Origin of the sequence: Xanthomonas massiliensis, assembly GCF_900018785.1 — a bacterium.
Classification (GTDB): domain Bacteria; phylum Pseudomonadota; class Gammaproteobacteria; order Xanthomonadales; family Xanthomonadaceae; genus Xanthomonas_B; species Xanthomonas_B massiliensis.
In genome coordinates this window covers 384,944-402,726 of the sequence record NZ_FCOY01000007.1, presented here as the reverse complement: position 1 = coordinate 402,726, position 17,783 = coordinate 384,944, and the positions used below count along the sequence as shown (strand labels likewise).

The 17,783-nt window shown below is 70.9% G+C and carries 14 protein-coding genes and 5 tRNA genes; 16 read left to right on the top strand and 3 right to left on the bottom strand.

Features of this window, described 5'->3' with window-relative positions; genetic code table 11:
• Positions 1 to 50 precede the first annotated feature (50 nt).
• The 3 genes from BN3794_RS11875 (at position 51) to BN3794_RS11865 (ending at position 5,690) form a co-directional block, all read left to right on the top strand.
• A complete protein-coding gene (locus BN3794_RS11875; RefSeq protein WP_187128076.1) occupies positions 51 to 1,814 on the top strand; it encodes an autotransporter domain-containing protein in 1,764 nt (587 codons plus the stop codon).
• A gap of 91 nt (positions 1,815 to 1,905) precedes the next feature.
• Entirely contained in the window at positions 1,906 to 3,876 is a 1,971-nt protein-coding gene (locus BN3794_RS11870) for a peptidyl-prolyl cis-trans isomerase (RefSeq protein ID WP_066097517.1), read from the top strand.
• Between the two features lie 176 nt (positions 3,877 to 4,052).
• Complete coding sequence (locus tag BN3794_RS11865; RefSeq protein WP_066097516.1) at positions 4,053 to 5,690, top strand: NAD+ synthase; 1,638 nt, start codon at positions 4,053 to 4,055, stop codon at positions 5,688 to 5,690.
• Between the two features lie 198 nt (positions 5,691 to 5,888).
• On the opposite strand, the gene BN3794_RS11860 is transcribed toward BN3794_RS11865, so the two are convergent.
• On the bottom strand, positions 5,889 to 6,764 hold the full coding sequence (locus BN3794_RS11860) for an outer membrane protein assembly factor BamD (protein ID WP_066097515.1): 876 nt from the start codon (positions 6,762 to 6,764) through the stop codon (positions 5,889 to 5,891).
• Positions 6,765 to 6,874: 110 nt separating this feature from the next.
• Here BN3794_RS11860 and rluD point away from each other — a divergent pair, with 110 nt between their 5' ends.
• Together rluD and pgeF are read left to right on the top strand one after the other, a co-directional pair.
• Positions 6,875 to 7,855, top strand: coding sequence for a 23S rRNA pseudouridine(1911/1915/1917) synthase RluD (gene rluD / locus BN3794_RS11855; protein ID WP_066097514.1), 981 nt, complete (start codon positions 6,875 to 6,877; stop codon positions 7,853 to 7,855).
• Entirely contained in the window at positions 7,855 to 8,649 is a 795-nt protein-coding gene (gene pgeF / locus BN3794_RS11850; RefSeq protein WP_066097513.1) for a peptidoglycan editing factor PgeF, read from the top strand. The genes rluD and pgeF overlap by 1 nt, the downstream gene beginning before the upstream one ends.
• Positions 8,650 to 8,769: 120 nt before the next feature.
• Here the strand turns inward: pgeF and BN3794_RS11845 are convergent, their stop codons facing one another.
• Positions 8,770 to 10,407: a M48 family metalloprotease gene (locus BN3794_RS11845; protein ID WP_066098839.1), complete on the bottom strand. Its 1,638-nt coding sequence runs from the start codon at positions 10,405 to 10,407 to the stop codon at positions 8,770 to 8,772.
• Between the two features lie 121 nt (positions 10,408 to 10,528).
• Here BN3794_RS11845 and grxC point away from each other — a divergent pair, with 121 nt between their 5' ends.
• From grxC to BN3794_RS11830, 3 genes are all read left to right on the top strand, one after another.
• Positions 10,529 to 10,825, top strand: coding sequence for a glutaredoxin 3 (gene grxC, locus BN3794_RS11840; RefSeq protein ID WP_066097512.1), 297 nt, complete (start codon positions 10,529 to 10,531; stop codon positions 10,823 to 10,825).
• 90 nt (positions 10,826 to 10,915) lie between these two features.
• Positions 10,916 to 11,308, top strand: a complete 393-nt coding sequence (locus BN3794_RS11835; protein ID WP_066097511.1) for a carboxymuconolactone decarboxylase family protein — start codon at positions 10,916 to 10,918, stop codon at positions 11,306 to 11,308.
• A 127-nt stretch (positions 11,309 to 11,435) separates the two neighbouring features.
• On the top strand, positions 11,436 to 12,443 hold the full coding sequence (locus tag BN3794_RS11830) for an isocitrate dehydrogenase (RefSeq protein WP_066097510.1): 1,008 nt from the start codon (positions 11,436 to 11,438) through the stop codon (positions 12,441 to 12,443).
• A 155-nt stretch (positions 12,444 to 12,598) separates the two neighbouring features.
• On the opposite strand, the gene BN3794_RS11825 is transcribed toward BN3794_RS11830, so the two are convergent.
• A complete protein-coding gene (locus BN3794_RS11825) occupies positions 12,599 to 13,363 on the bottom strand; it encodes a Bax inhibitor-1/YccA family protein (RefSeq protein ID WP_160330919.1) in 765 nt (254 codons plus the stop codon).
• A gap of 156 nt (positions 13,364 to 13,519) precedes the next feature.
• On the opposite strand from BN3794_RS11825, the gene BN3794_RS11820 reads away from it, so the two are divergent.
• From BN3794_RS11820 to clpX, 8 genes are all read left to right on the top strand, one after another.
• Positions 13,520 to 13,596: transfer RNA gene (locus BN3794_RS11820), tRNA-Pro, on the top strand.
• A gap of 41 nt (positions 13,597 to 13,637) precedes the next feature.
• Positions 13,638 to 13,714, top strand: a tRNA-Arg gene (locus BN3794_RS11815).
• 30 nt (positions 13,715 to 13,744) lie between these two features.
• Positions 13,745 to 13,821, top strand: a tRNA-His gene (locus BN3794_RS11810).
• A gap of 70 nt (positions 13,822 to 13,891) precedes the next feature.
• A tRNA-Lys gene (locus tag BN3794_RS11805) sits at positions 13,892 to 13,967 on the top strand.
• A gap of 67 nt (positions 13,968 to 14,034) precedes the next feature.
• Positions 14,035 to 14,119, top strand: a tRNA-Leu gene (locus BN3794_RS11800).
• 158 nt (positions 14,120 to 14,277) lie between these two features.
• A complete protein-coding gene (tig, locus tag BN3794_RS11795; RefSeq protein ID WP_066098834.1) occupies positions 14,278 to 15,573 on the top strand; it encodes a trigger factor in 1,296 nt (431 codons plus the stop codon).
• 122 nt (positions 15,574 to 15,695) lie between these two features.
• Positions 15,696 to 16,322, top strand: a complete 627-nt coding sequence (gene clpP, locus BN3794_RS11790) for an ATP-dependent Clp endopeptidase proteolytic subunit ClpP (RefSeq protein ID WP_066097509.1) — start codon at positions 15,696 to 15,698, stop codon at positions 16,320 to 16,322.
• Positions 16,323 to 16,450: 128 nt separating this feature from the next.
• Positions 16,451 to 17,737 carry an ATP-dependent Clp protease ATP-binding subunit ClpX gene (gene clpX / locus BN3794_RS11785; protein ID WP_066097508.1) on the top strand — a complete coding sequence of 429 codons (1,287 nt, stop codon included), beginning with the start codon at positions 16,451 to 16,453 and terminating at the stop codon, positions 17,735 to 17,737.
• Positions 17,738 to 17,783: the final 46 nt, after the last annotated feature.

Below are 17,783 nucleotides of genomic sequence, written 5' to 3'. Positions count from 1 at the left end.
CCGCGTTTCCCTGGAGAGAGAGCCCCATGACGTTTCCCGCCCGTTCCCTGCTGGCGCTGGCCCTGGCTGCCGCCGCGACCCCGGCCCTGGCCGCATCGCCCTATTCGGGCACGGTCTTCTTCGGTGACTCGCTGACCGACTCGGGCCACTACCGGCCGGCGCTGCCGGAATCGGTGCGGCCGGTGATCGGCAAGTTCACCACCAACCCCGGCTACGTCTGGGCGGAATATGTCGCCCAGTACTACGGCGGCAACGGCGCCTCGGACAACGCCGGCGGCGACGACTACGCCCAGGGCGGCTCGCGCGCGGCCGTGCAGAACGGCGATGCCGAATCCACGCTCTCCCAGGTCGGGCGCTACCTGGACGCCAACGGCGGCCGCGCCGACCGCAACGCGCTGTACACGGTGTGGACCGGCGCCAACGACATCTTCGCCATCGCCGCCGGCGCCCCGGTGCAGACCACCCTGGCCGGCGCCGTGACCGGCACGATCGGCGCGGTGGGGCAGCTGCAGGCGGCCGGGGCGCGCTACATCCTGGTGCCGACCCTGCCCGACATGGGCCTGACGCCGAGCGCCCGCGCCGCCGGCCCCGCCGGCATGGCGGCGCTGACCCAGCTGGCCAGCAGCTACAACGGCGCCCTGTTCGCCGGCTTGGCCGCGAATGGCTACCGGGTGATCCCGGTGGACACCTTCCACCTGCTGCAGGAGGTGGTGGCCGCCCCGGCCACCTACGGCTTCCGCAACGCCACCGACCCGGGCTGCCTGGACAGCAGCTCGCTGACCTGCAGCCCGGCCAGCTACGTGGCCCCGGATGCGGCCAGCGCCTACGTGTTCGCCGATGGCGTGCATCCCTCGGCGGCGACCCACGCGATCCTGGCGCAGTACGCCCTTTCCATCCTCGAGGCGCCGCGCCTGCAGCAGGTGCTGGCGCGCTCGGCCACCAACCTGGGGCGCGAGCGCAGCCTGCAGGTGGCCGGCCATGTCGATCCGGCCGGCCTGGGCCAGGACGGCCTGCGCTGGTGGGGCGGGGTGCGCGGCGACTCGCAGCGCTACGACCACGGCGACATGTACGACGGCGTCGCCCCGGCCGCGCTGTTCGGGCTGGACTGGAACCGCGGCGCCTGGGTGGTCGGCGGCTTCGCCGGCTACGAGCGCCTGAAGGCCGATTTCGGCCAGAGCCGCGGCAACTTCCGCCAGACCGACACCAGCGTGGGCGCCTTCGCCGGCTGGTACGGCGCGCAGGCGTGGGTCAACCTGCAGGCCAGCTACAGCTGGCTGGGCTACGACGTGCGCCGCCAGGTCGATCTCGGCCCGGCGCGGCGCCTGCACACCGGCTCGCCCGACGGCCACGACCTGACCGCCGCGCTGTCCGGCGGCTGGGAATGGAGCGCCGGCGCCCTGCGCCACGGCCCGCTGGCCGCGCTGACCTGGCAGAAGGTCGCCATCGACGGCTATACCGAGAGCGGCGGCGGTTCGACCGCGCTGGGCTACGGCGACCAGGACGCCACCTCGCTCACCGGGCGCGTGGGCTGGGCGGTGCGGATGGAGGGCGAGCGCGTCTCGCCGTACCTGCAGGCCAGCTGGGAGCACGAGTTCAAGCGCCCGCAGCAGGCCTCGGCCTGGCTGCAGTCGATGCCGGAGGTGGGCGAGTACCAGGTCCCGGGGCTGGCTTACGGCCGCAGCTACGGCGCCCTGGCGCTGGGCGCGCGTACCCGCCTGGGCGGCCTGCACAGCGACATCGGCGTGGCCACCACGGTCGGCCAGAGCGGGGCGCACGACACCTCGCTATTCGTCACCTTCGGCAACGCGTTCTGATCGCCGGGCCGGGCCGGACGGGGCCGATCCCCGCCCGGCCCGGGAAGCGGGTTAAACTGCGCGGCTCTGCCCCCAGGCCCAGATTCCCGCAATGCTGCAGACACTCCGTGAGAAGACCTCGGGATGGATCGCCACGGCCATCCTCGGCCTGCTGATGATCCCGTTCCTGTTCGTCGTCGACAACAGCTACCTCGGTGGCGTCGGCGCCAACAACGTCGCCAAGGTCGCCGCACCGCCGTCCTGGTGGGCGTCCGCGCCGTCGTGGTGGCCGGTGTCGCTGCTGTGGCGCCACCACGAGATCAGCACCGAGGATTTCCGCGCCCGCTTCGAGCAGCTGCGCATGCAGGCGCGCGAGCAGCAGGGCGACGCCTTCGACGCGCGCGCCTTCGAGAGCACCGAGAACAAGCGCCAGGCGCTGGACCAGCTGATCGACGAGCAGGTGATGCGGCTGGCCTCCGAGCAGGCCGGCATCGTGGTCGGCGACAACGCCGTGCGCGACTACATCGCCGCGATCCCCGCGTTCCAGAGCGACGGCAAGTTCGACCCGGCCACCTACCAGATGGCGCTGGCCCAGGGCACCCCGCCGCGCACGCCGGCGCAGTTCCAGCAGCTGGTGCGCGATACCCTGCAGCAGACGGTGATTCCCGAGGGCCTGGTCGAGTCGGCCTTCGTCACCCCGGGCGAGCTGGAGCGCACCCTGCGCCTGCTCGGCGAGACCCGCGACGTGCAGTTCGCGCTGCTGCCCGAGCCGGCCGCGGACACCGCGCCGGTCACCGAGGCGCAGGTCAAGCAGTGGTACGACGGCCATCCGCGCGATTTCATGCAGCCCGAGCAGGTCACCCTGCAGTACGTGGAGGTCGACGGCAGCAAGCTGCCGGCACCGGCCGAGCCGGACGAGGCCGCCCTGCGCAAGCGCTACGACGAGGAGAAGGCCCGCTTCGTGGCGCCCGAGCAGCGCCTGGCCTCGCACATCCTGATCACCGCCGGCAGCGATGCCGCCGCGCAGAAGGCGGCCGAGCAGAAGGCCGCGCAGATCGCCGAGCAGGCGCGCAAGCCGGGCGCGGACTTCGCCGCGCTGGCCAAGGCCGATTCGCAGGATCCCGGTTCCAAGGACAACGGCGGCGACCTGGGCTGGGTCGAGCGCGGCACCATGGTCAAGCCGTTCGAGGACGCCCTGTTCGGCGCCCAGGACGGGGCCATCGTCGGCCCGGTCAAGACCGAGTTCGGCTGGCACGTCATCCAGGTCCGCGGGATCAAGGGCGGGCAGGGCAAGAGCTTCGAGGAGGTCCGCGCGCAGCTGGCCGACGAGCAGCGCCAGGCCGACCGCGACCGCGCCTACAGCGACCTGTCCGGCAAGCTGGTGGACCTGGTCTACAAGAACCCCACCGCGCTGGACCAGGCCGCCACCCAGGCCGGCCTGAAGGTGGAGACGATCGGCCCGTTCTCGCGCCAGGATGCCCCCGGGCTGGCCGCCAACCCGGCGGTGCTGCACCAGGCCTTCTCCGAGAACCTGATCGCCGACGGTACCGCCAGCGACCCGATCGAACTGGGCCCGGACCACAGCGTGATCATCCGCGTCGCCGCCCACACCCCGGCCCAGGCACAGCCGCTGGCCAAGGTGCACGACCAGGTCGTCGCCGCCATCCGTGCCGACCGCCAGAAGCAGGCCGGCGCCCAGGCCGCGCAGGCCCTGGTGGAGCGGTTGCGCAAGGGCGAGAGCCTGCAGGCGATCGCCGCGGCCGAGAAGCTGCAGGTCACCCCGATGCCGGGCCTGCCGCGCACCGCGCCGCTGCCCACGGCCGAGGCCAACCGCGCCGTGTTCGCCGCGCCGGCCCCGGCCGACGGCAAGCCCGCGGTCGGCCACATCGCCATGCCCGACGGCCGCCAGGCCTTGTTCGTGGTCGACAAGGTCACCCCGGGCGACGTGGCCGCGGTGCCGGCCGAGCAGAAGACCGCGCTGCGCCAGCAGCTGGAGCAGCTCGACGGCGTGGATGCCGCCAAGGCGTTCATCCAGGCACTGCGCAAGCGCGACAAGATCACCCTCAACGAATCCCAGCTGTAGCCCGGCGTCGTCGCGCCGGTCCCACCGCCACGGCCCCGGCAGCGCCCGGGGCCGTGGCGTTTTGCGGGGCGTGGAATGGCGGCGTGCGCCATCTGGGATAATGGCGCGGTCCGGCCGCCGGCCGGCCTTCTTCCGGCCCGCGCCCGCGCGGGCGCAACACGAGGCGCACGACCGACATGTCACGCACGCTCCGCATCGCCCTGGCGCAGTTCGACTTCCCGGTCGGCGCGGTGGACAAGAACGCCGAACGGATCATCGAACTGGTCGCGCAGGCCCGCGACGAGCTGGGCGCGGACGTGGTGCTGTTCCCGGAGCTGGCGGTCAGCGGCTATCCGCCGGAGGACCTGCTGCTGCGCCCGGGGTTCCTGGCCGACTGCGAGCGCGCGCTGGAGCGCATCGCGCGCGGCGTGCGCGGCATCGTGGCCGTGGTCGGCTGGCCGCAGAGCGCCGGCGCGGTGGTCTACAACGCGGCCAGCGTGCTGCGCGACGGCGCGGTCGCGGCCACCTACCGCAAGCGCGAGCTGCCCAACTACGCGGTGTTCGACGAGCGCCGCTACTTCGACGTCGATCCCGACGGCGGCGCCTGCGTGTTCGAGGTCGGCGGCGTGCAGGTGGGCGTGGTGGTCTGCGAGGACCTGTGGTTCGACCAGCCGCTGGACGACACCGTCGCCGCCGGCGCGGAGCTGGTGCTGGTGCCTAACGCCTCGCCCTACGAGCGCGGCAAGCACGCCCAGCGCGACGCGCTGCTGGCCGAGCGCACCCGCCAGGGCGGGGCGGGGATCGCCTACCTCAACCTGGTCGGCGGCCAGGACGCGCTGGTGTTCGACGGCGCCTCGGTGGTGGCCGACGGCGACGGCACCGTGCATCCGGCCGCGGCCGCGTTCGTGGACCAGTGGCTGGCGGTGGAATACGACGCCGACGCACGCCGCTTCACGCCGCTGCTGTGGATGGACGACGGCGACGAGAGCATGGATGCGCTGGCCTGGCGCGCGGTGGTGCGCGGGGTGCAGGACTATTGCCGCAAGAACGGGTTCTCCAGGGTGTGGGTCGGCCTGTCCGGCGGCATCGACTCGGCCCTGGTACTGGCCATCGCCGTGGACGCGCTGGGCGCGGACAACGTCACCGCGGTACGCCTGCCTTCGCGCTACACCTCCGGCCTGTCCAACGACCTGGCCGCCGAGCAGTGCGCCGCGCTGGGCGTGAAGCTGGACACGGTGGCGATCGAGCCGGCCTTCGAGGGCATGCTCGGCGCGCTGGCGCCGCTGTTCGCCGGCACCGAGCCCGACCTGACCGAGGAGAACCTGCAGTCGCGCTGCCGCGGCGCGATCCTGATGGCGCTGGCCAACAAGTTCGGCGGGCTGCTGCTGACCACCGGCAACAAGAGCGAGTACGCGGTCGGCTACGCCACCATCTACGGCGACATGTGCGGCGGCTACGCGCCGATCAAGGACCTGTACAAGACCGAGGTGTTCGGCCTGGCCAAGTGGCGCAACACCGTGGGCGGCGCGCCGGTGATCCCGCCGGCGGTGATCGCCCGCCCGCCCTCGGCCGAGCTGCGCGAGAACCAGACCGACCAGGACTCGCTGCCGCCCTACGACGTGCTCGACGCGATCCTCTACCGCTACGTGGACCAGGAGCAGTCGCGCGCGGAGATCGTCGCCGCCGGCTACGCCGCCGAGGTGGTGGACAAGGTGCTGCGCCTGGTGCGCGTCAACGAGTGGAAGCGCCACCAGGCCGCGCCCGGGCCGAAGGTGTCGCGGCGCGCGTTCGGCCGCGAGCGGCGCTACCCGATCACCAACGGCTACCGCGGCTGAGCTGGCGGCCGGTACGGGTCGCGGCCGCCGGCAGGTCGATGCCTGGACGCGGGACCCACGGGGTGAGCTTGTCGCCGCCGGGCAGGCGGCAACCCGGCAGGGAGCGGCCTGGCGAAGTGGCCCTCGGTCGCCGCCACCGCCATCCTGAAACGGAAAGGGCCCCGCAGGGCCCCTTCCCGAACCGGTCGCCGCCGATTCCTACCTGCGGTCGATCACCGCGTTCTTCTGGCCGGTGGCCACCGACTTCTCGCCGGCGAACGGATTGAGCTTGCGGATCGCCCACGGGTACTTGGGCCAGTTGCCGGCCAGGTAGGGGTGCTGCGGGTCGTTCAGCTGCAACACCCGGCGCGCGTCGTCGGCCAGCTTCTGGTTGCCCAGGTGGGTATAGGCGTCGGCCAGGACCGCCACCGCGTCGTACTGGAACGCGCTCTGCGGATAGGTCTCCAGCAGGTAGGTGGCGCGGTTGGCGGCCGACACCCACGCGGTGCGGCGCAGGTAGTACAGGGCCACGTCGAGCTCGTGCTGGGCGAACACGTCGCGCAGGGCGATCATGCGCTCGCGCGCATCGGCGGCGTAGCGGCTGTTGGGGTAGCGGTCGGCGACGATGTTGAAGTCGTTGTAGGCCTGCTGCGGCGTGGACAGGTCGCGGCGGCTCGGGTCCAGCGACCACACCCGGCGCAGGAACACCGTGTCGCGGTTGGCGTTGGACAGGCCGCGCAGGTAGTACATGTAGGCGATGTCGCGGTGGGTCGGATAGGTCCGGATGAAGCGGTCGATGCTCGACACCGCGTCGTCGTGCTTGCCGGCCTTGTACTGGGCGTAGGCGACCTCGACCATGGCCTGCTCGGTGTACGGCCCGTACGGGTACTGCGCGGTCAGGCGCTTGAAGGTGGTCTCCGCGCCGCTCCAGTTGCCCTTCTCCATCAGGCCGTGGGCCTTCTGGTAGAGCTGTTCGACGGGCATGCCTTCCTCGGCGTCCTTCTTGGTGCCGCGATGGCAGCCGGTGGCGAGTACCGCGATGACCAGCACCAGGGCGATCAGGCGGAACGGGGTGGAGCGGGGGCGTCGGATCATGGGCTCTGCGCAGGACGCGTCGGGAAACGTAGGCGGCGATGATAGCCTAGTGGCCTGTCCGGCGAATGACTTGCCGGTGCCGGCCGCCGTTTCCCTCGCCTGTCCCCGCCATGTCCCTGCCCGTTCCCGATCCCTCCCGCCACGCCGTGGTGCCCGACAGCGCCGCCGGCCGCCGCCTCGATGCGGTGCTGGCCGAGCTGTTCCCCGAGTTCTCGCGCTCGCGCCTGTCCGCCTGGATCAAGGCTGGCGAGGTGCAGGTGGACGGCGCCCCGGCGCGCCCGCGCGATGCGGTGCGCGGCGGCGAGACCGTCACCGTGACCGCGACCCCGGAGGAGCGCACCGACGCGGCGCCGGAGGACATCCCGCTGGACGTGCTGTATGAGGACGCGGACGTCTTCGTGCTGGACAAGCCGGCCGGGCTGGTGGTCCATCCCGGGGCGGGCAATCCCACCGGTACCCTGGTCAACGCGCTGCTGTACCGCGATCCGGCGCTGGCCGCGCTGCCGCGCGCCGGCGTCGTCCATCGCCTGGACAAGGACACCAGCGGGGTGATGGTGATCGCCCGCACCGCCCAGGCCCAGGCCGCCCTGGTCGCGCAGCTGTCCGCGCGCCAGGTGCACCGCCAGTACCTGGCAGTGGTGCAGGGCGCGCTGGTCGCTGGCGGCACCGCCGACCTGCCGATCGACCGGCATCCGCGCGACCGGCTGAAGATGGCCGTGCGCGAGGACGGCAAGGAGGCCATCACCCACTTCCGCCTGCGCGAGCGCTTCCGCGCGCATACCGCGCTGGAGTGCCGGCTGGAGACCGGCCGCACCCACCAGATCCGGGTGCACATGGCCTACATGAAGTCCCCGATCGTGGGCGATCCGCTCTACGGCGGCGCGCTGCGCCTGCCGCGCCATGCCACCGACGAGCTGGCCGAGGTCCTGCGCGGGTTCCGGCGCCAGGCGCTGCACGCGGAGGTCCTGGAATTCGACCACCCGGTCACCGGCGTGCCGGTGCGGGTGCAGGCGCCGTTGCCGGAGGACATGCGCCGCCTGCTGGCCGCGCTGCGCGAGGACACGCGCCAGGCCGAGGAGCGAGCGCGCTGATGGCCGCGCCGGGGCCGGCGTTCGTGCTGCCCGCCGACTGGCCGGCACCGGCCGGCGTGCAGGCGCTGGTCACGCTGCGCCGCGGGGCGGGCCGTTCGCTGCCGCCGTTCGATACGCTCAACCTGGGCAACCGTACCGCGGCCGACGGCGACGATCCGGCCACGGTCGAGGGCAACCGGGCCGAACTCGCCACGCGCCTGCGCCTGCCGTCGTTGCCGCACTGGCTGCGCCAGGTGCATGGCCGCGGCGTGGCCCGCTTCGATGTCCCGCTGGCCGCCGCCCGCGCCGCCGTCGCCGAGCCGGAGGCCGATGCCGCGGTGACCGGTACGCCCGGCGTGGTGCTGGCCATCCTCACCGCCGACTGCCTGCCCGTGGTGTTCGCCGCGCGCGACGGCCTCGAGGTCGCGGTCGCGCACGCCGGCTGGCGCGGCCTGGCCGGCGGGATGCTTGAGGCCACGGTCGCGGCGATGCGGACGCCGGCCGGGCACCTGCAGGCCTGGCTCGGCCCGGCCGCCGGGCCGCAGGCCTACGAGATCGGCGCGGAGGTCTTCCACGCCTTCGTCGATGCCGACCCGGGTGCGGCCGGCGCGTTCCTGGCCACCGGCCCCGGGCACTGGCGGGTGGACCTGTACGCGCTGGCGCGGCGGCGCCTGGCCGCGGCCGGGGTGGCGCCCGGACAGGTGCATGGCGGCGGGCTGTGCACGATCACCGACGCGGCGCGCTTCTATTCGCACCGGCGCGACCGCCGTACCGGGCGCATGGCGACCCTGGCCTGGATCGCGCCAGGCGCATGACCCGCGCGCGACGCGGCCAGCCTTGCTTGGCCGCGACCTGCCCGGCCTGGCGCCGAGGCCGCAGGATCGAATCCGCCAATCCACCGTCCTGCCGCCGCGCGACCGTCTGGTAGCCGTCGCTCAGCGCCCGCCCATGTCGGGGTCGCGGATGCCCTCGCGGCGCATTTCCAGCACCTCGGGGGTGATGGCGGCGATGCGGGCATCGATGCGCGCGCGCGCCACGTAGTCCAGGTCGCCGCGCTTCTTGAGGTTCTGCAGCTGGATCAGGGCCTGTTGCGGGCGACCGTTCAGGTAGGCGGCCTCGGCATAGGCCTCGCCGGCGCGGATCGTGTCCCCGGCCAGTTCGCAGGCGCGGGCGTAGGTCTGCTGGAACACCGGGTCGTCGCCGCCCTGGGCCAGCATCGGCCGCAGCACCGCCTGCGCGCGCTCGCCGCCCTCGCGGTTGCCGCGTGCATTGAGCGTCTCGGCGTAGGTCAGCGCGGCGGCGCGGTTGCCGGGCAGGCGCTTGAGCACGGCCGCGAAGCGCGCATCGGCCTGGGCGAGCTGGCCGGCGCGGGCCTCGGCCTGGCCCAGGGCCAGGGCCAGCCAGACATTGTCCGGATGCGCGTCCAGCAGCGGTCGCAGCTCGCGCACCGCCTGCGGCGCCGCATCGCCGGCACGCAGGCGTGCCAGGGCCAGTCCGTAGCGCTGCGGATCGTCCAGGGCCCGCTTGCGGGCCATGCCCTCGTACTCGGCGATGGCCGCGCCGGGCGTGCTGGCGCTGAGCACGCGCAGGCGCTCGCGGGCCCAGTCGAAATCGCCGCTGGGCCCGCGCGCGAGCTCGCCGTAGGGCAGCTGCATGCCGGCCGGCAGCAGCGGGTTGCCGGACGGGGCCAGCGGCGGCTGGACACCGGGATCGGACGGGTCCACCCGTTCCTGGCGCGTGCCGCTGGGCGTGCTGGTGGTCAGCACCAGGGTGTTCTTCTTCATCTGCTGGGCGCGCTCGTGCGCCTCGCTGATGCGCGTGGCGGTGACCGGGTGGCTCTGCAGGAAGTCCGGCGCGCTGTAGCCGCCCTCGTTGGCGCGCATGGCCAGCGACATGCGCTCGAAGAAGCCGGCCATGGCATCCACGTCGTAGCCCGAGCGGGCCAGGGTGCGGATGCCCAGGCGGTCGGCCTCGGCCTCGTTGGCGCGGGTGTAGTCGATCTGGCGCTGCTGGATCAGGCCCATGCCGCTGGCGATGGCGGCCATCGAGGCGTCGCCGGAGGAATTGCCGCCGGCCTGCTGGGCGGCGATCACCGCCGCCAGCATGCCCAGCAGGATCGGCACCTGGTCGCGCTTGGCCCGTTCCACCGCGCGCAGCACGTGCTGCTGGGTGACGTGGGCGATCTCGTGGGACAGCACCGCGGCGACCTCGTCCTCGCGCTCGGCGGTCAGCACCAGGCCGGCGTTCACGCCGATGTAGCCGCCGAGCGTGGCGAAGGCGTTGATCTGCCGGTCCTTGAGGACGAAGAAGGTGAACTGCTGCTGCGGCCGGTCGCTGGCCGCCCCCAGGCGCGTGCCCATGGACTGCAGCCAGTTCTCCAGCAGCGGATCGTCCAGCACGTAGCCGTAGTTGCGCAGCTCGGCCAGCATCATCCGGCCGTACTCGGTCTGCTGCGCCGGACTGAGCACCTCGCCGGCCGAGGAGCCGATGTCGGGCAGGCGCGTTTCCTGGGCCGGTGCGGCCGCGGCGCACAGGGCCAGCGCGGTGGCCGCGGCGAGGAGGACGGGGCGCAGGGGCAAGCGGGGTTTCCTGTCGATAGGGGAAAAGCGGTTCACAGTGTTGCGGCCGCGCCGTGGAAATTCCACCGCGCCGCTACCATATGCTCAGACCCCATTCCGTTGCCGGAGTTTCCCCATGAGCGAGTCCGCCGCCCCCCGGATCACGATCTATTCCACCGCGGTGTGTCCGTACTGCGTGGCCGCCAAGAACTTCCTCAAGAGCAAGGGATGGACCTGGGAAGAGGTCCGCATCGACACCGACCCGGCCGAGCGCGAGAAGATGATCGCCCGCACCCACCGCACCAGCGTGCCGCAGATCTTCGTCGGCGAGGTCCACGTCGGCGGCTACGACGACATGATGGCGCTGCATCGCGCCGGCAAGCTCGAGCCGCTGCTGGCCGGGCAGGCAGGCCCGGACGGCGCCGCCGCCTGAGCCCCCCGCGCCGGCCCACGCAGGCCAAGCCGGGCGATCCGGCGCCGGTCCTGCGCTGGGCGGCCACGCCACTCCATCGGGAACACCGCCATGAGCGAACAAGAGAGCCAGGACCGCGTCGCCGAATTCACCGAGTTCCGCCAGCGCATGAACCAGCGCATCCTGGCCGAGTCCAACCAGGTCGTGCGCCGCTTCTTCGCGCTCGACACCCAGACCTACCAGGCCGGCGCGCTCGACGTGAAGACCAAGGAGCTGCTGGGCCTGGTCGCCTCGCTGGTCCTGCGCTGCGACGACTGCATCAGCTACCACGTGGCCCAGTGCAAGGACGCCGGCGTCAGCCGCGAGGAGTTCTTCGAGACCTTCTCGGTGGGGCTGGTGGTCGGCGGTTCCATCGTCATCCCGCACCTGCGCCGGGCGGTGGACTTCCTCGACCGGCTGGAGGACGGGCAGGCCGCGACCGTGCCGGCCCACGACCACGGCTGAGCCGGCCGCGGGCAGGCGATTTGGGGCGGCGGCGGGCGTTCGGGCATAATTGCCCGACTTCACGCTTTGTCCCCGCGCTGTGTCGGGTCTGGCCGGCCGGCGCTTCCCCTGTCCGGAATCCCACTCAATGACACAGACAATCACGATCATCCGCGGCGACGGTATCGGCCCGGAGATCATGGACGCGACGCTTGCCGTGCTCGCCGCCCTCGACGTCGGCCTGGCGTACGAGGAGGCCGATGCCGGCCTGGTCGCGCTGGAAAAACACGGCGAGCTGCTGCCGGCGGCCACCCTGGAATCCATCGCCCGCAACAAGGTGGCGCTCAAGAGCCCGCTGACCACCCCGGTCGGCGAGGGCTTCTCCTCGATCAACGTGGCCCTGCGCCGCCACTTCGACCTGTACGCCAACGTGCGTCCGGCCAAGTCGTTCCCGAACACCAAGTCGCGCTTCGCCGACGGCGTGGACCTGATCACCGTGCGCGAGAACACCGAGGGCGCCTACCTGAGCGAGGGCCAGGAAGTCTCCGCCGACGGCGAGACCGCCGTGTCGATGGCTCGGGTGACGCGCAAGGGTTCCGAGCGCATCGTGCGCTATGCCTTCGAGCTGGCCAAGAGCACCGGCCGCAAGAAGGTCACCGCCGTGCACAAGGCCAACATCATCAAGTCCACCTCGGGCCTGTTCCTGAAGGTGGCGCGCGAGGTCGCCGCCGAGTATCCGCAGATCCAGTTCCAGGAAATGATCGTGGACAACGCCTGCATGCAGCTGGTGATGCGTCCCGAGCAGTTCGACGTGATCGTCACCACCAACCTGTTCGGCGACATCCTGTCGGACCTGTGCGCCGGCCTGGTCGGCGGCCTGGGGCTGGCTCCGGGCGCCAACATCGGCAAGGACGCGGCGATCTTCGAGGCCGTGCACGGCTCGGCGCCGGACATCGCCGGCCAGGGCAAGGCCAACCCGTGCGCGCTGCTGCTCGCCGCCGCGCAGATGCTCGACCACCTGGGCCAGGTCGAGAACGCCGAGCGCCTGCGCAAGGCCATCGTCGCCACGCTGGAGGCCAAGGATTCGCTGACCCCGGACCTGGGCGGCAGCGGCACCACCCAGTCCTTCGCCCAGGCGATCGCCAGCCGGGTCTGAGCCGGCTGGCGGCCACGGCCGCAGGTACCGCAACGAAGGAAGGGCGCCCATGGGCGCCCTTCCTGCTTCCGGGGCCGGCAGCGGACTCCGGTCCGCCGCCGCCCGGCAGTCCCGCCGCGGAACGACGCCGGGGCGGGGTGATCCTCATGGGCGCCTCAGTTGCGCGACTGCAGCTTGGACAGCAGGCGCAGGAACTCGATGTACAGCCACACCAGCGTGACCATCAGGCCGAACGCGCCGTACCACTCCATGTACTTGGGCGCGCCCTGGTCGATGCCGGTCTCGATGAAGTCGAAATCCAGCACCAGGTTCAGCGCCGCCACCACGACCACCGCCAGGCTGAAGCCGATGCCGATCAGCCCGGAATCGTGGATGTAGGGGATCTGCACGTTGAAGAACCCGAGCACGATCGTGGCCAGGTACACCAGCGCGATGCCGCCGGTGGCGGCGACCACGCCCAGCTTGAAGTTCTCGGTGGCCTTGATCCAGCCGCTGCGGTAGGCGAACAGCAGCGCGAACAGCGTGCCGAAGGTCAACAGCACCGCCTGGAACACGATGCCGCCGAAGCGGGCCTCGTAGACCGCCGAGATCGCCCCGAGGAAGAAGCCCTCGGCCAGCGCGTACAGCGGCGCGGTGACCGGTGCCCAGGTCTTCTTGAAGATGGTGGCCAGCGCGAACACCAGGCCGGCGACGGCCCCGCCGATCGCATAGAGGCCGGCGGCCGGCTGCGGCAGGCCGTCCGCCCCCACCGCCTGGTGCCAGGCGAAGGCCGCGGTCAGCACCGCCAGCAGCAGGAGCAGGCCGGTCTTGTTGACCGTGCCGTTCAGGCTCATGGCGCCGGCGTCGCGACGCACCACCGCGCCGCTGCCGAGGTCGAGGAAAGTGGATTCCTGCAGGGCAGGGTTGCCGCTTCTGATCATGTCGTCTTCCTTCAGCGTGGATGGCCGCCGGTCCACGACGGCACGTGGCCCGAGCATAGCCGATCGCGGCGGATGCGGCCGTGTCCATTGACAGCGGCGCCCGCGCTTCCCACAATAGCCGGCCTTTCGGGCGTAGGCACGAAAGATCCGTTCCGCCGGGGTATAGCGCAGTCTGGTAGCGCGCCTGCTTTGGGAGCAGGATGTCGGGGGTTCGAATCCCTCTACCCCGACCAATCCAAAGCTTCCCGGCGGGTTGGGATGCGATCCGGTCCGGGCGCCCGTAGCTCAACCGGATAGAGCACCGGCCTTCTAAGCCGGTGGTTGCAGGTTCGAGTCCTGCCGGGCGCGCCATCGGCGGTACGGCAGGAAGGTTTTTCAGTGGTGGCTGTAGCTCAGTTGGTTAGAGTACTGGATTGTGATTCCAGTGGTCGTGGGTTCGAATCCCATCAGCCACCCCACTGACAACAAGCGTCCCGAAGGTGTTGCAACGGGATGCGAGGCGCGCCTATAATGTGCGCCCGGTTTCAAGGGCCGTTAGCTCAGTTGGTAGAGCAGTTGACTCTTAATCAATTGGTCCAAGGTTCGAATCCTTGACGGCCCACCAATAGAAGGCACCCGCTCCGGCGGGTGCCTTTTTCTTTGCCGGCGCGGCTGCCACAATGCCGCGCACTGCGAAAGTGGCGGAATTGGTAGACGCCCTGGTTTTAGGTACCAGTGCCTCACGGCGTGCGGGTTCGAGTCCCGCCTTTCGCACCATGGCTCTCCCCCGTTCATGCCCCTGGCCCGCGCGAGTGGCGGGCGCCGCCGTAATCGGCGAAAATCGAGGGCTGCGGCGGCCTGCGGGCCGCCCGTCGCAATCCATCCATTCCCATTTCGAGGCCGGCGGCCGCGTGCCGCCGGTGGCAGGAGTCAACATGCAAGCTTCGATCGAATCCACCGGCAACCTGGAACGCCGCCTGACCTTCTCCCTGCCGGAGGATCGCCTGCAGACCCACGTCGGCGGCCGCCTGCGCGAGATCGCGCGCACCGCCCGCATCAAGGGCTTCCGCCCGGGCAAGGTGCCGGCGAAGGTGATCGAGCAGCGCTTCGGGCCGCAGGTGCGCGCCGAGGCGCTGGAAGGGCTGCTGCGCGAGACCTTCGACGCGGTGGTGCGCGAGAACGCGCTGCGCATCGCCGGTGCCCCGCGCATCGACCGGGCCGGCGAGGGCGAGCTGGACTTCGTCGCCACGGTCGAGCTGGTGCCTGATTTCGGCGAAATCGACGTGGCCAAGCTGGAAGTCGAGCGCGCCACCGCCGAGGTGACCGACGCCGACATCGACCAGATGATCGAGAACCTGCGCCTGCAGCGCCGCAGCTTCTCGCCGGTGGCGCGCGGCGCGCAGGCCGGCGACCTGGTCGCGCTGGAGACCTGGTCGCAGGCCGGCGACGAGCGCCTGCCGGCCGAGGGCGCGGAGAAGGGCAGCGTGGTGATCGGCTCGGGCGTGATGTTCGAGCAGATCGAGCAGGGTCTGGTCGGCCTGGCCAAGGGCGAGGAAAAGACCCTGGACGTGGCCTTCCCGGCCGACTGGCGGGTGCCGCAGCTGGCCGGCAAGACCGTCCAGGTGCACGTGAAGGCGCTGGAAGTGTCCGAGCCCGTGCTGCCGGAAGTGGACAAGGACTTCATCAAGAGTTTCGGCGTCAAGGGCGGGGATCTCGAGCAGTTCCGCAAGGAGATCCGCACCAACCTGGAGCGCGAGCTGAAGGGCGCCTTGATGAACCGCCTGCGCCGCGAGGTCGGCGAGCAGCTGATCGCCGCCTACGCCCAGACCGAACTGCCGCCGCGCCTGGTCGAGAACGAGGCGCGCAGCATGCTCGCCCAGCAGCTCGACCAGGTCCGCCGCAGCGGCCGCGACCCGGGCCAGGTGCCCGAAGATGCCTGGAAGTCGTTCCAGGACGCGGCCCGCAAGCGGGTGCTGGTCGGCCTGCTGGTCGGCGAGATCGCCCGCCGCAACGAGCTGCGCCTGGATCCCAAGCGGGTCAGCGAGACGCTGCGCCTGATCGCCTCCACCTACGAGGAGCCCGAGCAGGTCATTGAGATGTACCGCAACGATCCCCAGTTGATGGGGGGACTGCAGAGCCGGGTGATGGAGGAGCAGGTGATCGACTGGATCGCCGAGCGCGCCCACCACACCGAGAAGGCGCTGTCGTTCCAGGAAGCGATCCGGCAGTAGCCGGCCGCAATGCCAGTGCCCGGCGGGCCGACGTGCTTTGACGGCACCGGCCCGGCGAGGCGAACCTCCCGCATGTCGCGTGCGGGGGTCAACCAAGAAGCAAGAGAGCAGGAGATCCGCGCGTGGACAATGTGACGAGAGCCTTGAACCTGGTGCCGATGGTGGTCGAGCAGACCAGCCGCGGCGAGCGCGCCTATGACATCTACTCGCGCCTGCTGAAGGAACGCCTGATCTTCCTGGTCGGCCCGATCGACGACAACGTCGCCAACCTGGTGATGGCGCAGCTGCTGTTCCTCGAGGCGGAGAACCCCGAGAAGGACATCAGCCTGTACATCAACTCGCCCGGTGGCGTGGTCACCGCCGGCATGGCGATCTACGACACCATGCAGTACATCAAGCCGGACGTGAGCACCATCTGCGTCGGCCAGGCCGCCTCGATGGGCGCGCTGCTGCTGGCCGCCGGCGCGGCCGGCAAGCGCTACGCGCTGCCGAACTCGCGGGTGATGATCCACCAGCCGCTGGGCGGCTTCCAGGGCCAGGCCTCGGACATCGACATCCATGCGCGCGAGATCCTGACCCTGCGCGCGCGGCTGAACGAGATCCTGGCCAAGCACACCGGCCAGTCGCTGGAGACCATCGCCCGCGACACCGAGCGCGACAACTTCAAGAGCGCCGCGGACTCCAAGGCCTACGGCCTGGTGGACGAGGTGCTCGAGCGCCGGCCCGACGAGTCGATCCAGTCGGTCTGACGCAGCCAAGTTGCTGAAAACGAAGAAGTAAATGGCAGGGTCGGGGTCGGACTGGCGTCCTCCCGGCCCTGTGCTATTCTCGAAACGAACCACCCGTTCAGCGGGTGGGCCAATTGGGTAATCGAAGCATGAGCGAAGACCGTCAAGGTCGTACCGGCGACAGCAACAAGATTCTGTACTGCTCCTTCTGCGGCAAGAGCCAGCATGAGGTACGCAAGCTGATCGCGGGCCCGAGCGTGTTCATCTGCGACGAATGCGTCGAGTTGTGCAACGACATCATCCGCGAGGAGCTGGAGGAGAAGGCGCAGTCGGCGCGTTCGAGCCTGCCCAAGCCGCGCGAGATCCTGGAAGTGCTCGACCAGTACGTGATCGGCCAGCAGCGCGCCAAGCGCACGCTCGCCGTGGCCGTGTACAACCACTACAAGCGCATCGAGAGCCGCAGCAAGAACGACGAGGTCGAGCTGGCCAAGTCCAACATCCTGCTGGTCGGCCCGACCGGCTCGGGCAAGACGCTGCTGGCCGAGACGCTGGCGCGGCTGCTGAACGTGCCGTTCACCATCGCCGATGCCACCACGCTGACCGAGGCCGGCTACGTCGGCGAGGACGTGGAGAACATCATCCAGAAGCTGCTGCAGAAGTGCGACTACGACGTCGACAAGGCGCAGCAGGGCATCGTCTACATCGACGAGATCGACAAGATCTCGCGCAAGAGCGAGAACCCGTCGATTACCCGCGACGTGTCCGGCGAGGGCGTGCAGCAGGCGCTGCTCAAGCTGATCGAGGGCACCGTGGCCTCGGTGCCGCCGCAGGGCGGGCGCAAGCATCCGCAGCAGGAATTCCTGCAGGTGGACACCAAGAACATCCTGTTCATCTGCGGCGGCGCGTTCGCCGGGCTGGACAAGGTGATCCAGCAGCGCTCCACCGAGGCCGGCGGCATCGGCTTCGGCGCCAAGGTCAAGAGCAGCGAGCGCAAGCGCGACGTCGGCAAGATCCTGGCCGACGTCGAGCCGGAGGACCTGATCAAGTTCGGCCTGATCCCCGAGTTCGTCGGCCGCCTGCCGGTGGTCGCCACGCTCGAGGAGTTGGACGAGCCGGCCCTGGTCAAGATCCTCACCGAGCCCAAGAACGCCATCACCAAGCAGTTCAAGAAGCTGTTCGACATGGAGGGCGTGGAGCTGGAGTTCCGCCCCGACGCGCTCTCGGCGATCGCCAAGAAGGCGCTCAAGCGCAAGACCGGCGCGCGCGGCCTGCGCACCATCGTCGAGTCGGTGCTGCTGGACACCATGTACGACCTGCCTTCGCTGGAGAACGTGGGCAAGGTGGTGGTGGACGAGTCGGTGATCGAGCACAAGTCCGAGCCGTACCTGATCTACCAGACCGCGCCCACGCCGCCCAAGGCGGCCTCCGGCGACTGAAACCGGCGCATGAGCGGCGGTCCGGCAGGTGCCGTGCCGCTCTTGC

What these genes read in the sequence shown, in the direction of transcription:
- BN3794_RS11835 (WP_066097511.1), top strand. Translation starts at nt 10,916, where the DNA reads ATGAGCGAACAAGAGAGCCAGGACCGCGTCGCCGAATTCACCGAGTTC.
- tig (WP_066098834.1), top strand. Translation starts at nt 14,278, where the DNA reads ATGCAAGCTTCGATCGAATCCACCGGCAACCTGGAACGCCGCCTGACC.
- pgeF (WP_066097513.1), top strand. Translation starts at nt 7,855, where the DNA reads ATGGCCGCGCCGGGGCCGGCGTTCGTGCTGCCCGCCGACTGGCCGGCA.
- clpX (WP_066097508.1), top strand. Translation starts at nt 16,451, where the DNA reads ATGAGCGAAGACCGTCAAGGTCGTACCGGCGACAGCAACAAGATTCTG.
- BN3794_RS11870 (WP_066097517.1), top strand. Translation starts at nt 1,906, where the DNA reads ATGCTGCAGACACTCCGTGAGAAGACCTCGGGATGGATCGCCACGGCC.
- rluD (WP_066097514.1), top strand. Translation starts at nt 6,875, where the DNA reads ATGTCCCTGCCCGTTCCCGATCCCTCCCGCCACGCCGTGGTGCCCGAC.
- BN3794_RS11825 (WP_160330919.1), bottom strand. Translation starts at nt 13,363, where the DNA reads ATGATCAGAAGCGGCAACCCTGCCCTGCAGGAATCCACTTTCCTCGAC.
- grxC (WP_066097512.1), top strand. Translation starts at nt 10,529, where the DNA reads ATGAGCGAGTCCGCCGCCCCCCGGATCACGATCTATTCCACCGCGGTG.
- BN3794_RS11860 (WP_066097515.1), bottom strand. Translation starts at nt 6,764, where the DNA reads ATGATCCGACGCCCCCGCTCCACCCCGTTCCGCCTGATCGCCCTGGTG.
- BN3794_RS11865 (WP_066097516.1), top strand. Translation starts at nt 4,053, where the DNA reads ATGTCACGCACGCTCCGCATCGCCCTGGCGCAGTTCGACTTCCCGGTC.
- BN3794_RS11830 (WP_066097510.1), top strand. Translation starts at nt 11,436, where the DNA reads ATGACACAGACAATCACGATCATCCGCGGCGACGGTATCGGCCCGGAG.